Consider the following 15,468-nt stretch of genomic DNA (forward strand, 5'->3'; position numbering starts at 1 on the left):
CGAACACCCCGCGTGACGACGCCGCGGCCCCGCTTCACCGCCAGCGGTACTGCCCGAGGTCCACCTTGCCGTCGTCGGCGAGCACGCCCTCGGCACGCAGCAGCTCCAACTGGCGGCGCGCCACCGGCTCGGCCGGGCGCCCGGTGGCCCGGATGACCCGGTGCCAGGGCAGGTCGTGCCCGTCCTCGGAGAGCACCTTGCCCACGATCCGCGGCGACGACGCCCCGGTGCGCGCGGCGATGTCGCCGTAGGTGGCGACCCGGCCGCGCGGCACGGAGCGCACGGCCTCGCGGATCAGCTCGTGCAGGCGCTCATCCACCGAGGAACCCCCGCAGCAGCGCCCCCACCTCGGCGGGCGCCTCCAGGGTCACCATGTGCCCGGAGTCGACCTCGGCCAGCTGGAAGGAGTCCAGCGCGGCGCAGGCGCGCACGAACTGGGTGCCGACGAAGTCCTCCCGCGTGGCGCGCACCAGCAGCGTCGGCGTGCCCGCCGGGGGCAGCGGCACCGGGCGGCACATCTCGCTCCAGGCCGTCGCCACGGCCGCCGGGCTGTACTTCGGGCGCCAGCGGCCGTCCTCGCCCTCGACCCAGTTCAGGTCCACCTCGCGCTCCACCACCGCGTCGGCGGCGGTGGGCCAGTCGAAGCGCTGGGTGCCCACGGCGTCCGCGCGCGTCTGCCGCACCACCCACGCCCCCTCCGCCCACACCAGGGCCTGCTCGGGGGCGATGCCCGTGGCCGGGTCGAGCAGGGCCAGCCCGCTGACCCGGTCCGGGGCCAGGGCGGCGGCGTGCAGGGCCACCAGGGCGCCGAAGGAGTGGCCGACGACCGGCGCCGACCACAGCCCGTGCGCGTCCAGCACGCCGAGGAGGTCCTCGGCCAGCTGCTCCAGGGTCCACGGCGGCTCGTGCGGGGCGTCGCCGTGGCCGCGCAGGTCCGGGCACAGCACCCGGTACCCGGCCAGCTCCGCCGCGCAGAAGTCGGTGAAGCGGCGGCCGTGGCCGCAGACGCCGTGGACGAGGAGGACGGGGGGCGCGTCGGGGGCGCCGTGCTCGTGCACCGGCATGCGCGTGATCCTCGCACGCGACCGGTGTGCCGGTGGTGGGGCGGGCGGGCGCGCGTGGTCCAATCGGCGGATGGCCCCCGGGAAGTCACCGCTGGCGCCGCGCCTGGTCAGGAGACCGGCGGCGCCCCGGCCGGTGTCCCGGTGGGCCGAGGGCGCGCGGCGGGTGCTGCTCGGGGCCGCGGGCGGGGTGCGCGTGCTGGGCGGTCCGGGCTCCGGCAAGACCACGCTGCTCGCGGAGGTGGCCGCGCACCGGATCCTGCGCGGGGGCGTCGACCCGGGGCAGTTGATGGTGCTGACCGCGAGCAGGCGCGCCGCGGTCGACCTGCGGGCCCGCGTCACCGACCTGCTCAGCCTGCACGACCCCGACACCGACCTGCGCACGGTCCGCGAACCCCTGGTGCGCACCGTGCACTCCTACGCCTACGGGGTCCTGCACGCCCAAGCCGCGCTGCGCGAGGAACCCGGGCCCCGGCTGCTGTCGGGCCCCGAGCAGGACCAGGTGTTCCGCGACCTGCTCGACGGCGACCTGGCCGCGGGCGCCCCGCGCTGGCCCGAGCGGCTGCGGCCCGCGCTGTCGGTGCCCGGCTTCGCCGAGGAGCTGCGCGACCTGCTGCTGCGCGCCGCCGAGCGCGGGTTCGGCCCCGAGGACCTGGCCGAGCTGGGCAGGCGCGAGGGCCGCGACGAGTGGGTGGCCGCCGCGCGGTTCGGCAGGCAGTACGAGGAGGTCATGCTGCTGCAGGGCCGCGCGGACAGCGCCGTCGCCCTCACCAGCTCACCCGCCCTCGACGCCGCGGAACTGGTGGCAGGCGCGGTGATCGCCTTCGAGACCGACCCCGACCTGCTCACCGCCGAGCGCGACCGGGTGCGCTACCTGCTCGTCGACGACGCCCAGCACCTCGACCCGTTGCAGTACCGGCTGATCTCCGCGCTCGGCGGGGCGGCCAAGGAGTTCGTCATCGCGGGCGACCCGGACCAGGCGGTGTTCTCCTTCCGCGGCGCCGACCCGGCGATCCTGCGCGGGGTCGACCCGCCCGGCGGCACCGTCGTCCTCGACCGCGGGCACCGGATGTCCCCGGCGGTGCGGCGGGCGGTGTCGCACCTGGCGGCCCGGCTGCCCGGCACCGGCAAGCGCAAGCCGGACAAGGACAAGGCCAAGGGCGGCACCGTCACCGTGCGGCTGCACCCCAGCGCCGCCGCCGAGGCCGCGTGGGTGGCCGACCAGCTGCGCCGGGCCCACCTGCTCGACGGCGTCGCCTGGCGGGACATGGCCGTGCTGGTGCGCTCCGCGACCCGCTCGGTGCCGGTGCTGCATCGCGCGCTGGCCGCCGCCGGGGTGCCCGTGGCCGCGCCGGGGGAGGAGCTGCCGCTGTCCCAGCAGCCCGCGATCCGGCCGCTGCTGGGCGTGCTGCGCTGCGCCGCCGAACCCGCGCAGCTGGACGTGGAGCTGGCCGAGATGCTGCTGTCCTCGCAGCTCGGCGGCGCGGACCCGTTGGCGCTGCGGCGGTTGCGCCGCGGCCTGCGCAGGCTGGAGCTGGCCGCGGGCGGCGACCGGTCCAGCGACGAGCTGCTCGTCGAGGTGCTGCGCGACGAGGACCGGCTCACCGCCCTGGGCGACGCCGAGGCGGGCCCGGTGCGCCGGGTGTGGACCCTGCTGCACACCGCCCGCGAGGGCGTGCTCCAGCGGCACGCCGTGGAGCGGGTGCTGTGGGACGTCTGGCACGCCAGCGGGTTGGAGAACCGGTGGGTCGCCCTGGCCGCGCGCGGCGGACCCGTGGGCGCGCAGGCCGATCGCGACCTCGACGCGGTGGTGCGCCTGTTCTACGCCGCCGAGCGCTACACCGAGCGGCTGCCCGGGGCGAGCGCCGCGGCGTTCGCGGACTTCCTGATCGGGCAGCGCATCGCGGGCGACACGCTCGCCCGCTCCGCGCCGCAGGGCGACGCCGTGGCGGTGCTCACCGCCCACGCCGCCACCGGTCGCGAGTGGACGGTCGTGGCGGTGCCCGGCGTGCAGGAGGGCGCGTGGCCGGACCTGCGGCTGCGCGGGTCGCTGCTGGGCGTGGAGCGGTTGGTCGACCGGCTCGCCGGGGTGGGCGAGGAGGAGCGGCTGTCCGCGACCGCGCCGCTGCTGGCTGAGGAGCGCAGGCTGCTGCTCGTGGCCGCCTCCCGGGCCAGGGCCAAGCTGCTCGTCAGCGCCGTGCGCGGCGAGGAGGAGCAGCCGTCGCGGTTCCTCGCCGAGCTGGCGGGCGCCGAGGAGGCCGACGACCCCGACGCCGCGGTGCCGATGGCCGAGCCGCAGCGCGCGCTGGTGCTGGCCGACCTGGTGGGGGAGCTGCGCCGGGTCGTCTGCGACCCCGGCGCCGCCGCCGAGCACCGCGGCCAGGCCGCCCGCCAGCTGGCCAGGCTCGCCGACGCGGGCGTCCCCGGCGCCGACCCGGCGGGCTGGTACGGCCTGTCGGAGGTCTCCACCCTGGAGCCGCTGCGCGCGGTGGGCAGCCCGGTGTCGGTGTCGCCGTCGAACGTCGAGCTGATCGCCAAGTGCCCGCTGCGCTGGGTGGTGGAGAAGCACGGCGGGCAGGACCCCGCGCAGCTCGCCGCCATCACCGGGACCCTGGTGCACGCGCTGGCCCAGGCCGCGGCCTCCGGCGCCTCCCGCGAGCAGCTGATGGCCGAGCTGGACACCGCGTGGACCCGGGTCGACGCGGGCGCGCCCTGGTTCTCCCGGCGCGAGCGGCAGCGGGTGCGCGGCATGGTCGACACCTTCCTGACCTGGTTGCACGCCACCCGCGCCACGCTCACCGAGGTGGGCGTCGAGCGCGACGTGTCAGTCGACCTGGGCGACGGCATCACCGTGCGCGGCCGGGTCGACCGGGTGGAGGTGGACGAGGAGGGCCGCCCGGTCATCATCGACATCAAGACCGGCAAGAGCCCCGTCACCGCCAGGGAAGCGGGTGAGCACCCGCAGCTGGCGGTCTACCAGCTCGCCGTCGCCTACGGCGCCTTCGAGGGCCGCAGCAAGGTGCCCGGGGGCGCGCGCCTGGTGTACGTGGCCAAGCCCGCGCGGGACGGCAACCCCACCGAGCGCGTCCAGGACCCGGTGGAGGGCGAGGTGCTCGACCACTGGCTGTCCATCGTGCGCGAGGCGGCGGCCAACACCGTCGGCCCGCACTACGACGCCTTCGAGAACCCGGACTGCCCGCGCTGCCCGGTGCGCACCGCCTGCCCCCTGCACCCCAGCGGCCGACAGGTGACCGAGTGAGCCTGCCGCTGCCCGGCCTCGCCCTGGTGTCCCCGCGCGAGCTGGCCCACGAGCTCGGCCTGCCCGCCCCCACCGACGAGCAGGTCCGGGTGATCGCCGCCCCGCCGGAGCCGTCGCTGGTGGTGGCGGGCGCGGGCGCGGGCAAGACCGAGACGATGGCGGGCCGCGTGGTGTGGTTGGTGGCCAACGGGTTGGTGACCCCCGAGCGCGTCCTGGGCCTGACCTTCACCCGCAAGGCCGCCCGCCAGCTCGCCGACCGGGTGCGCGCCCGGCTGCGCCGCCTCGCCGGGTCCCCCCTGCTCGACCGCCTCGACCCCTCCGGTGAGCGCCGCGCGGCGGTGTACGCGGGCGAGCCCACCGTGCTGACCTACCACGCCTACGCGGGCAGGCTCGTCGGTGAGCACGGCCTGCGGCTGCCCGTCGAACCGGGTGCCCGGCTGCTTACCGAGACCGGCTCTTGGCAGGTGGCGCACGGGGTGGTGGCGAGCTGGGCGAACGACCTGGAGACCGACTGGGTGCCCGCCACCGTCACCGCCCGGCTGCTGGCGCTGGCGGGCGAGCTGGCCGAGCACCTGGTGGACCCCGACGCCCTGCGCGCGCACGCCGAGGCGGTGTGCGCGGCGGTGGAGAACGCGCCGCGGGCCAAGCGGCAGGCCGAGAAGCTGCCGGAGAAGCTGCGCGACGTGGTGCTGGCCCAGCGGTTCCGGGTGGCGCTGCTGCCGCTGGTGGAGGCCTACGCCGCGCGCAAGCGCAAGGAGGGCGCGATCGACTTCGGCGACCAGATGGCGCTGGCCGCGCAGCTGGCCGCCGGGTCGGCGGAGGTGGTGGTGGGCGAGCGCGAGCGGTACGGGGCGGTGCTGCTCGACGAGTACCAGGACACCGGGCACTCCCAGCGGGTGCTGCTGCGCTCGCTGTTCGGCGCGTCCCTGGAGCACCCGGACGCCGAGCCGATGCCGGTGACCGCGGTCGGGGACCCGGCCCAGGCCATCTACGGCTGGCGCGGCGCGTCCGCGGCGAACCTGCCCCGGTTCACCACCGACTTCCCCCGCCGCGACGGCGGCCGCAAGGTCCCCGCCGCCCGCTACGGGCTGCTCACCAGCTTCCGCAACCCCGAGGAGGTGCTCGACCTCGCCAACGCCGTCTCCGCCCCGCTGCGCGCCGCGGGCCTGGAGGTCGACGAGCTGCGCGCCCGCGACGGCGCCCCGCCCGGCGACATCAAGCTGGCGCTGCTCGACGACGTTGACGCCGAGGTCGGCTGGGTCGCGGACCTGGTGGCCGACCGCTGGGGGTCGGTGCTGGCCGAGCGCGGCACCCCGCCGACCGCCGCCGTGCTGGTGCGCCGCCGCTCGGACATGGCCGACCTCGCCGCCGCCCTGCGCGCCAGGGGGCTGCCCGTCGAGGTCGTGGGCCTGGGCGGGCTGCTCGACGAGCCGGAGGTGCGCGACCTGGTCAGCGCACTGCGCGCGCTGATCGACCCGCTGGCGGGCACCGCGGCCGCCCGGCTGCTCACCGGCGCGCGCTGGCGGGTGGGGGCGGCGGACCTGGCCGCGCTGTGGCGGCGGGCGCGGGTGCTGGCGGGCGCGTACGCGGTGAAGCCGGACGCCGCGGGGGCGGCCGACGCCATCCCCGGCGAGGGGGCCGAGCAGGCCGGGCTCCTCGACGCCATCGACGACCCCGGCCCGGCCGAGCAGTACTCCGAGCAGGGGCACGCCCGCATCCGCGCCTTGGGCCACGAGCTGACCGCGCTGCGCCGCCGCCTCGACCAGCCGCTGCCGGAGCTGGTGGCCGACGTCGAGCGCACGATGCTGCTCGACATCGAGGCCACCGCCCGCCGCGGCGGCGCGGGCCGGGCGCACCTGGACGCCTTCGCCGACGTGGTGGCCGACTACGCCAGGGCCAGCCCGGCCGCCGGGCTGGCCGCCCTGCTGGACTACCTGGCCACCGCCGAGGAGGCCGAGGACGGGCTCGAACCCGGTGAGGTGGAGGTCGCCGAGGACCGGGTGCAGATCCTCACCGTGCACTCGGCCAAGGGCCTGGAGTGGGAGGTCGTGGCCGTCCCGCACCTGGTGGAGAAGGTGTTCCCGAGCGGCCAGCGCGGCGGCAGCTGGCTGACCAACGTCACCGAGCTGCCCGCGGCCCTGCGCGGCGACTCCGCCGACCTGCCGGTGCTGCGCCTGGAGTCGGCGCAGGACCGCAAGGAGGTCCAGGAGCTGCTGGAGGAGCACAAGCAGGCGTTCGCGGAGCGGGGCCTGGTGGAGGAGCGGCGGCTGCTCTACGTCGCGCTCACCCGGTCCGAGCGCACGCTGCTGCTGTCCGGGCACTGGTGGGGGCGCACGTCCCGCAAGGGCCCGTCCCCGTTCCTCACCGAGCTGTCGGAGTACGTCGCGGGCCGCCGGTGGGCGTCGGGGGTGATCGACGTGTGGGAGCCGGAACCGGCCGAGGACGCCGAGAACCCGCTCGCCGCAGCGGTGAAGTCCGCGTCCTGGCCCGCCGACCCGCTGGGGGAGCGGCGGTTGCCGGTGCTGGAGGGCGCCGCGCTGGTGCGCGCGGAGCTGGCGGCGCTGCGCGCGGGGGAGGAGCCCGTCGAGGAGCACGACCCGTTCGGCTGGGTCCGCGACACCGAGGTGCTGCTGGCCGAGCGGGCCGCGGCGGGCAGGCGCCGCGAGGAGGTCGCCCTGCCCGAGCACCTGACGGTGAGCCAGCTGGTCGAGCTGGCCACCGACCCCGACGCCCTGGCCCGCCGCCTGCGCAGGCCCCTGCCCTTCCCGCCCAACCCCGCCGCCCGCCGCGGCACCACCTTCCACACCTGGCTGGAACGCCGCTTCGGCTCCTCCGCCCTGCTCGACCTCGACGAGCTCCCCGGCGCCGCCGACGCCGACGCCGCCCCCGACGACGACCTGCTGGCCCTGCAGGAGGCCTTCGAGCGCAGCCAGTGGGCCCACCGCACCCCCCACCAGGTCGAGGTCCCCTTCTCCACCGAGGTCGACGGCATCAACATCCGCGGCCGCATGGACGCCGTCTTCCCCGACCCCGACGGCGGCTGGACCGTCGTCGACTGGAAGACCGGCGCCATCCCCCCCGACGACCACCTCACCCCCATCGCCACCCAGCTCGCCGCCTACCGCCTCGCCTGGGCGGCCCTCCAGGACGTCCCCCCCACCAAGGTCCGCGCCGCCTTCCACTACGTCCGCCACAACCACACCCTCCACCCCACCGACCTCCTCGACGCCGAAGGCCTCCGAGCCCTCCTCCGCGCCGTCCCCCACCCCACCCCCGACTAGCTTCACCCCCCCAACCCCCCACCCCCACAGCCTTTCCGCCTTTCCCCTCAAACCAGCGCAACCCCCTAAGCAGCAGGAAGCCCGGCCAAGCCCCTGCTCGATGGGGTGGTTGTGCTTGGTCGGGGGAGGCGATCATGTGCTACCCAACGGGACGGGCGGGCGTCTTTTCAGCCCGCCTTTTCCCCGCCCGCAGCGCATGATCGCCGTAGGGGCCCCGACCCAGCAAAACCACCCCATCGAGCCCGCCCCCCAAATCCCGAAAGATCCGGGCGAAGCCCGATGCCCCCCAGCATCACCCAGGAACCAGCCCCGCCAACGCCTCAGGCAGCTCCCCCGAGTGCACCACCCCCAACCGCTGCGTGGCCCGCGTCAACGCCACGTACAACTCCGCCTGCCCCCGCGCCCCCTCCGCCAGGATCCGCTCCGGGGCCACGACCAGCACCGAGTCGAACTCCAACCCCTTCGTCTGCGCCGCGGCGACTGCGCCCGGCACGCACGCAGGCCCGATCACGACGCTGGTCCCCTCCCGACCGGCCTCCTCCCGCTGGAACTCGGCCACCGCCGCCGCCACCTCGTCCTCGGGCACCCGGCGGGCCCACGGCCGCACGCCGCAGGCGCGGACGGACTCCGGGGGTTCGGTGCCGGGGGAGAACCCGGCCAGCACGCGGGCGGCGACGGCCATGATCTCGGCGGGGGTGCGGTAGTTGACGGTGAGGGCGCGGTAGACCCAGCGGCCAGGGACGTAGCGGTCGAGCACGGACGACCAGGAGCGGGCGCCCGCGGGGGAGCGGCGCTGGGCGAGGTCGCCGACGATGGTGAAGGAGCGGTTGGGGCAGCGGCGCATGAGGACGCGCCAGTCCATCTCGGACAGTTCCTGGGCCTCGTCGACCACCACGTGCCGGTAGGTCCAGGACCGGTCGGCGGTGGCGCGCTCGACCAGGTCGCGGGTGTCGCGCTCGACGAAGCGGTCGGCCAGGTCCGCCGCGTAGACCATGTCCTGCGGGAGCAGGTGGTCCTCGTCGTCCATGAGGTCGTCGCGGCGGTCGACGGCCAGGATCTCCAGCACGCCCGCGGCGTACTCGGCCTCCGCGCGCCACTCCCGCTCGGCGGTCCTGTCCTCGGGGCCGGTCGGGCCCAGCAGGTCGAACAGCTCGTCGAGCAGCGGCACGTCGGACACCGTCCACGCCTCGCCGTCGGCGCGCAGCAGCGACGCGGGCGCCCCCGCGGCGCGCAGCCGCTCGGGGGAGGACAGCAGCTCGCCCAGCAGCTCCTGCGGGGTCAGCACCGGCCACAGCTGGTCGAGGGCGGCGGTGAACGCCTCGTCGTCGGCCAGCTCCGCCAGCAGGTCGGCGCGCAGCTCCTCCCAGGCCGCCTTGTCGTCGCGGCTGACCCAGCCGCGCCCGACCCGCGGGATCGCCCGCTCGGTGAGCACGTAGGTGATGACCTCGGTGAACACCGCCCGCGCCTGGTTGTGTGGCAACCCGCTGTCGCGCGCCTCCTGCCTGGCCCACTCGGCGGTGGCCGCGTCGATGCGCAGCGCCACGTCCGACAGCTCGACCGGCAGCGGCTCGGCGGGCAGGGACTGCCGGTCGGCGATGGCCGCCCGCAGCACGTCCAGCACCCCCAGCGACCCCTTGACCGCCGCCGCCCCCTGGTCGTCCTCCGCGGTGGCGCGCAGCCCCGGCACCAGGCCCCCGGTGGTCGTGAACACCACGTCGGACTCGCCCAGCGACGGCAGCACCCGCCCGATGTGGTGCAGGAAGGCCGGGTTGGGCCCGACCACCAGCACCCCGTGCCGCTCCATCTGCTCGCGCTGGGTGTAGAGCAGGTACGCGACGCGGTGCAGCGCCACCACCGTCTTGCCCGTCCCCGGCCCGCCCTCGACCACCAGCACCCCGGGGTGGTCGAGCCGGATCACCTCGTCCTGCTCGGACTGGATGGTGGCGACGATGTCGCGCATGCCCTCCCCGCGCGGCGCGTTCACCGCCGCCAGCAGCGCGGCGTCGCCCCGCGCGCCCCCGCCGGGCCGCGCGAAGTCCTCGTCGGTGAACTCCACGACCCGCCGCCCCCGCGTGAGGAACTGCCGGCGCCGCCGCACGCCCTCCGGGTGCGCCCCGGTGGCGGTGTAGAACGCGCGGGCCGCGGGGGCGCGCCAGTCCAGCAGCACGGGCTCGTAGTCGTCCTCCTCGTCGAACAACCCGATCCGCCCCACGTACTGCCTGCCCCCGCCCACCGCGTCCAAGCGGCCGAAGCACAGCCCGCTGTCCGCCACGTCCAGCCGCCGCACCTCCCGCCCCGCGATGCGCACGGCGTCGTCCCGCTGCACGATCGGCACACCCTCGTCCCGCAGCGCGCCCGCCAGCACCCCCCGTGCCCGCGCCCGCTCCGCGTCCAGCCGCGCGTAGAGCCCCCGGACGTGCTCCCGCTCCGCCCGCAACTCGTCCTCGTACACCTCGGTAGCCACGCGCTCCCCACTTGCTCCTGCCACGGGGCACCCCCATCCGGCACCCGCTTCGGCGGGCGATTCTGGGGCACGCACGGGGTCTTGCGGCAAGACCCCCGGTGCGCTATACGTTGAAGTGGGAGGACGTGGTTCCTCTACTCCTTGGGCGATCGCCCGCGTGACCAGGCCCCGTTCGCTTCACGCCCGGCGCGGTGCGCGTCCGCCGCCACAGCTCCACGAGCCCGGCGCCGCCGATGCCCGCGAACACCATCAGCACCACGCCCACCGGTCGCGCGTCGAAGGTCGACCCCGCGTTGGCCGACAGCAGGTGAACCACGTCCCCGGTCCCCACCGCGATCTCCACGACCTCGCCCTCGGAGTGCCCGCACGCGTCCAGCGAGGCCGTCCGCTCCCCGGCGCCGTCGGTCCAGCGCACCTGCTCGGGTTCCGGGGACGAGCAGCCCGCGGCGCGCACGACGGTGGCCGAGGCGGGGGTCAGCGCGGCCTCGGACGTGGACCAGTGGCCCAGGGCGCCGAGGAGGGCGAGCACCAGGGCGACCACGATGCTGAGTGCCGCGACGGCCGCCGCGGTGAGCAGCGGGTGGGGCGGCGCGGGGCGGGCGCGCACTGCTCGATGGTCGCAGACGGGGGTCGGGGCGTCAGTCGTCCGCCGGGGTCACCTTGCGGATGTAGAGCAGCCGGTCGCCCGCCTCGATGGCGTCGGCCTCGCTGGAGTCGACCCGGTGCAGCTTGCCGCCGCGGACCAGGCCCAGGACGATGTCGGACAGGTGCCGGGGGGAGCCGCCGACCTCGGACTGCTCGACCTCGCGCTCGGAGATGGCCAGGCCCTCGTCGGGGGTGATCAGGTCCTCCACCATGTCGACCACGGTGGGGGTGTGGGTGGCCATGCCCAGCAGCCTGCCCGCGGTCTCGGAGGACACGACGACCTGGTCGGCGCCGGACTGGCGGAGCAGGTGCACGTTCTCGGTCTCGCGGACCGCGGCGACGATCTGGGCGTTCGGGGCCAGTTCGCGGGCGGTGAGGGTGATCAGCACGGCGGAGTCGTCGCGGCTGGCGGCCACCACCACCGACTTCGCCCTGGGCACGCCCGCCACCCGCAGCACGTCCGAGCGGGTGCCCGAGCCGTGCACGGTGACCAGGCCGAGCAGCGACGCCGCGTCGAGCATGCCCTGGTCGGTGTCGACGACGACGATGCGGCTGGGCTCGACGCCGTCGGAGAGCACCGCGCTCACCGCCGAGCGGCCCTTGGTGCCGTACCCGACGACGACCACGTGGTCCCGCACCTTCGACCTCCACCGTTGGATCTTGAACGCCTGCCGCGAGCGCTCGGTCAGCACCGCCAGGGTGGTGCCGACCAGGATGATCAGGAAGAGCACCCGCAGCGGGGTGATGACCAGGATGTTCACCAGCCGCGCGGAGTCGCTGGCCGGGGTGATGTCGCCGTAGCCGGTGGTCGAGAGCGACACCGTGGCGTAGTAGAAGGCGTCGAGCAGCGACACCCCGTCCTCGTTGACGTCGCGGTAGCCGTCGCGGTCGAGGTAGACGATGACCACGGCCAGCAGCAGCGCCAGCACCGCCCACAGCACCCGGCGCGCGATCGAGGTGACCGGGCTGACGTTGCTCTCCGGCATCCGGATGACGCCGACGAGGTCGTGCTCGGCCCGGTCCGCGAGGCTGTCGAACACCCGCTTCGGCCTGATCACCGGCGCCTCCCCCCAGGACTGCTGGCCCCGCGCGGAGCCTCGCGCGGAAGGGTAGCCGCACCAGGTGGAACCCGTGTGGTGAGGCTCATCGCCCGTCGCCGGGCGCGCGCGTGGCAGGGTGTGCTGGTGGCCACCACCGACTCCCGCCGCGCGATCGCGCTGTCCGTGCTGCTCGGCACCGCGGGCACCCTGCACTTCGCCGTCCCGAAGCAGTTCGACGCCCTGGTGCCCCGGCAGCTGCCCGGCGGCAAGCGGCTGTGGACGCAGCTGTCGGGGGTGGCCGAGGTGGGGGTGGCGCTGGCGGTGGCCGTGCCCCGCACCCGCCGCCTGGGCGGGCTGCTCGCGGCGCTGCTGTTCGTCGCGGTGTTCCCCGGCAACGTCAAGATGGTCGTCGACTGGGAGCGCAAGGGGGTGCCGCCGGTGCGGCGGGCGATCGCGTGGGGGCGGCTGCCGCTCCAGTGGCCGCTGGTGGCGTGGGCGCTCAACGTCCGCGACGCCGCCCGCCGCTGACCCTCAGCTGACGTCGGCCGCGGCCGCCGCCCAGGTGTTGCAGGGGCCGGTGCGGTTGTTCTTGTACCCGTGCTCCTGCCAGGCCCCGTAGTGCTGCGGCGAGCCGTGGTCGCGGGGGACGTTCTGGTTCCAGTCGCCGCGGTTGTAGCCGTCGGCGAGCATGTCGCGGACCACCGGGTCGGTGATCGAGCCGCCGCCGTTCCACCCGCCCGCGAACCACATGCCGCCGAAGCACTGCGCTTGCAGCTCCGAGCGCCGGGACAGCTCCAGGCCCTGCGCGGTCTGGTCGCCCGCCTCGTAGCGGGTGTCCCAGTACGCGTCGAGCACCCCGGACAGCGCCTGGATGTGGTGGCCGAACTCGTGGGCGAACACCGCGAGGTAGACCCCGCTCTTGGTGCCGTTCTGGTCGGTCTGCAACCCCTCGAACGGCATGTAGATGGTGTTGTTCTGCGGGCAGTAGAACGCCGCCCAGGACGCCCCGCTGGCCGAGCCGCACGGGCTCTCCCAGGTGGAGCCGGAGGGGAACTGCAAGCCGGGGGTGGAGTAGGGCAGGCCCGCGCGCTGCATCGCGGGCGCCCACGCCTGCTCCAGGCACGGCAGCGCGGCCGTGAAGAAGGCTTGTGAGGAAGCGGGGTCGTTGCGCCACGCGGGCAGGTTGCAGGTGACCTCGTTGACGCCGTTGGACGCGGAGAACAGCGGGTTGTCCGCCAGCGTGTAGACGGGCTTGGGGCCCGACTGCGTCGTCGTGGTGGTGGAGCGGGTCGTGGTGGTGGTGCGCGTGGTGGTGGCGCCCGCCCGGGTGGTGGTCGTGGTGGTCCGGGTGGTGGTCGTCGTCGGGTCCTCCGGTGCGGAGTACGTCGGCGCGGCGGGCGGGCGCTGGTAGCCGACGTCCGCCGTGCGGCTGTGCCGCTGGTTCGCGGCTATGAACCCGAACAGCGCCACCCCCGCGAACAGCAGCAGCACGAGGCTGATGGCCACGATCGGACCGGCGTTCGACCGGCGCGGCGGCGGGTGCGGGGGGCGCCACATCGGCGGGGGGCCACCGAAGTGCGGCGGGTAGCCGGGCGGTGGCGGTCCGTAGCCGGGGGCGGGGTACTGGCCCGACGGTGCGGCGTGCTGCCCTGGCGGGGCCGGGTACCTGGCGGTCCCTTGTGGACCCTGCGGGTACCCCGGCGCGAGGGGCATCGGCCGCGCGACGGGCGGCGGGGCCACCGGCATCGGCGGGGGGAACTGCGGGGGGCGCGGGGGGAACTGCCCGCTCGGGTACCCCTGGTGGGGCGGGAACTGCCCGGGGCCGTGCGGCCCCTGTGGACCCCACGGGCCCGGTGGTGTCTGGGTCATGCGTCCCCCCGAGTCGTGCGCACCGCGCCCCGGCCGTTTTCGCCGGAACGGCCGTGAGCATAGGAGCCCTGGGCTATCGTTCGCTGCCGTGTTGACGAAATGGGCCGTCGCCGCCGCGGTGGCCGGCATCGCGCTGGGGGCGGCGCAACCCTCCTTCCCGTCGCCGCCGAGCGACGCGCCGTCCCTCGACTTCCCGGTGCCCTCGGCGGGCCCGGCGCCGAGCCGGGGCGGTGTCCCCACGGTCAACCCGGTGCCGCCCACGGGCACCGACAAGCCCACGCACCCGCCGGGGGTGCCCCAGCCGCCGCTGCCGCGCAGCGTCAACGTGCAGCTGAAGGTGGAGCGCGACGGTCGGCTCACCGTCCGCGAGCAGGTCATCGTGCAGGCCAGGCAGACGATGACCCGCACGGCCCCGCTGCGCATCGGTGACCGGGTGTTCACCGTGCGCGACCCCAGGGTCGAGGGCAACGGCACCGCCGCGGTCGAGGGCGACTCCCTGGTCCTGCGGCTCGGCGAGGGCGCGTCCACGGTGGACTACACCGTGGACGGCACCGTCGAGGACCTCGGGGACCGCCTGCGGTTCCGCTGGCAGATCGCCAGCGGCTGGGACACCGTGCTGGTCTCGGTGCGCGCCTCCCTGCTCACCCCGCAGCGCGGCTCCGACTTCGCCTGCCTCGCCGGGCCCGCGGGCACCGAGGACAAGTGCGACTCCGCGCTGACCGACGGCGGCGCCGTGCTGCGCGTCGTGCAGTCCAACCTGGACCAGGGCGCGCGCGTCGACCTCTCCGCCGACCTCCCGGCGGGGTCGGTGCCCGCCACCGCGCGGTTCGAGGCCGCGTCGGCCGCGTCGGCCGCGTCGGCGTTCGCGCTGTCCCCGCTCAACGGCGTCGGGTTGGGCGCGGGGTTCCTGCTGCTGCTGGCCGGATTCGCCGTGCTGTGGCGCGCCCGCGCCCGAGACGGCCGCGCCCTGGGCGGCGAGGTGGAGCCGGTCGCGCTGCTGGACGACCGGGGCGGCGAGGTCGTGTTCGCCTCACCCGACGGCATCCTCCCCGGGCAGGTGGGGGCCGTCGTCGACGAGCGGGTCGACGCCCGCGACCTCAGCGCCACCGTCGTCGACCTGGCCGTGCGCAACTACCTGTGGGTCACCGAGGTCGACGGCGACTGGCAGGTGGTGCGCCGCAACCCGGCTGATGACGCGCTCACCGCCTACGAGAAGGCCGTCTACACCGCGCTCCTGCCGGAAGGGGTCGAATCCGTTCGGCTTTCCCGGCTGCGCGCCGAACCGCCGTCGATCGCCCCCGCGCGGGACGCGGTGTACCGGGACGCGGTGTCGCGCGGCTGGTTCACCCGCAGGCCCTCGGCGTTCGGGCCGCTGGGCATCGCGGGCGCTGTCCTGCTGGTGCTCGGCGTCGGCGGCACCGTGCTGTTCGCGGTGCTCGGCGGACCCGCGCTCATCGGCGTCGCCGTCGCGATCGTCGGCCTGGCGGTGCTCGCGGGCGGGCGGCTCCTGCCCCTGCGCACTGAGCGCGGCAGCGTCCTGCTCCAGCAGGTGCGCGGCGTGCAGGGCTTCCTCAACACCGCCGACCCGGGGTCGGTGCCCGCCGCCCAGCGGGAGATGGTGTTCTCCCGCGCGTTGCCCTACGCCGTCGCCCTCGACGACGTGGAGCAGTGGTTGCAGCGGTTCGGCGGGCTGGACCCCGCGGCCGACGGCACCCCGGGGCTGTACTGGTACGCCACCCAGGACCCGGCCGCCGCGGGCGACCAGCAGCGCTTCGGCCAGCAGTTCCGCGCGTTCCTCGACGGGCTCGACGAGGTGTTCGCCACGGCCTGACGCGGGGTGTCCACGGCC

Annotated in this window: 10 protein-coding genes; 4 read left to right on the forward strand and 6 right to left on the reverse strand. The window is 75.9% G+C overall.

Going from position 1 to position 15,468, the window contains the following annotated elements:
* Nucleotides 1–34: 34 nt before the first annotated feature.
* Nucleotides 35–319, reverse strand: coding sequence for an MGMT family protein (locus BJP25_RS30195; protein WP_075978372.1), 285 nt, complete (start codon nucleotides 317–319; stop codon nucleotides 35–37).
* Nucleotides 312–1,064 (reverse strand): alpha/beta fold hydrolase, encoded by a 753-nt coding sequence (locus tag BJP25_RS30200; RefSeq protein ID WP_075978373.1) that lies wholly within the window; start codon nucleotides 1,062–1,064, stop codon nucleotides 312–314. The genes BJP25_RS30195 and BJP25_RS30200 overlap by 8 nt, the downstream gene beginning before the upstream one ends.
* 70 nt (nucleotides 1,065–1,134) lie before the next feature.
* Here BJP25_RS30200 and BJP25_RS30205 point away from each other — a divergent pair, with 70 nt between their 5' ends.
* Both BJP25_RS30205 and BJP25_RS30210 read left to right on the forward strand, forming a co-directional pair.
* Nucleotides 1,135–4,320 (forward strand): ATP-dependent helicase, encoded by a 3,186-nt coding sequence (locus BJP25_RS30205; protein ID WP_075978374.1) that lies wholly within the window; start codon nucleotides 1,135–1,137, stop codon nucleotides 4,318–4,320.
* On the forward strand, nucleotides 4,317–7,601 hold the full coding sequence (locus BJP25_RS30210; RefSeq protein WP_233158337.1) for an ATP-dependent helicase: 3,285 nt from the start codon (nucleotides 4,317–4,319) through the stop codon (nucleotides 7,599–7,601). Before BJP25_RS30205 ends, BJP25_RS30210 begins: the two co-directional genes overlap by 4 nt.
* Nucleotides 7,602–7,893: 292 nt before the next feature.
* On the opposite strand, the gene helR is transcribed toward BJP25_RS30210, so the two are convergent.
* The 3 genes from helR to BJP25_RS30225 form a co-directional block, all read right to left on the reverse strand.
* Nucleotides 7,894–10,065: an RNA polymerase recycling motor ATPase HelR gene (helR, locus tag BJP25_RS30215; protein WP_198943632.1), complete on the reverse strand. Its 2,172-nt coding sequence runs from the start codon at nucleotides 10,063–10,065 to the stop codon at nucleotides 7,894–7,896.
* Between the two features lie 103 nt (nucleotides 10,066–10,168).
* On the reverse strand, nucleotides 10,169–10,672 hold the full coding sequence (locus BJP25_RS30220; RefSeq protein WP_075978375.1) for a hypothetical protein: 504 nt from the start codon (nucleotides 10,670–10,672) through the stop codon (nucleotides 10,169–10,171).
* A gap of 31 nt (nucleotides 10,673–10,703) precedes the next feature.
* Nucleotides 10,704–11,768 carry a potassium channel family protein gene (locus BJP25_RS30225; RefSeq protein ID WP_233158338.1) on the reverse strand — a complete coding sequence of 355 codons (1,065 nt, stop codon included), beginning with the start codon at nucleotides 11,766–11,768 and terminating at the stop codon, nucleotides 10,704–10,706.
* 126 nt (nucleotides 11,769–11,894) lie between these two features.
* On the opposite strand from BJP25_RS30225, the gene BJP25_RS30230 reads away from it, so the two are divergent.
* On the forward strand, nucleotides 11,895–12,278 hold the full coding sequence (locus BJP25_RS30230) for a DoxX family protein (protein ID WP_075978557.1): 384 nt from the start codon (nucleotides 11,895–11,897) through the stop codon (nucleotides 12,276–12,278).
* Between the two features lie 3 nt (nucleotides 12,279–12,281).
* On the opposite strand, the gene BJP25_RS30235 is transcribed toward BJP25_RS30230, so the two are convergent.
* Entirely contained in the window at nucleotides 12,282–13,256 is a 975-nt protein-coding gene (locus tag BJP25_RS30235) for a neutral zinc metallopeptidase (protein WP_143219378.1), read from the reverse strand.
* A gap of 451 nt (nucleotides 13,257–13,707) precedes the next feature.
* Here BJP25_RS30235 and BJP25_RS30240 point away from each other — a divergent pair, with 451 nt between their 5' ends.
* Complete coding sequence (locus BJP25_RS30240) at nucleotides 13,708–15,450, forward strand: DUF2207 domain-containing protein (protein ID WP_158075731.1); 1,743 nt, start codon at nucleotides 13,708–13,710, stop codon at nucleotides 15,448–15,450.
* The last annotated feature ends 18 nt before the right edge of the window (nucleotides 15,451–15,468 follow it).

It is taken from the genome of Actinokineospora bangkokensis, assembly GCF_001940455.1.
GTDB classification, from domain to species: Bacteria; Actinomycetota; Actinomycetes; order Mycobacteriales; family Pseudonocardiaceae; genus Actinokineospora; species Actinokineospora bangkokensis.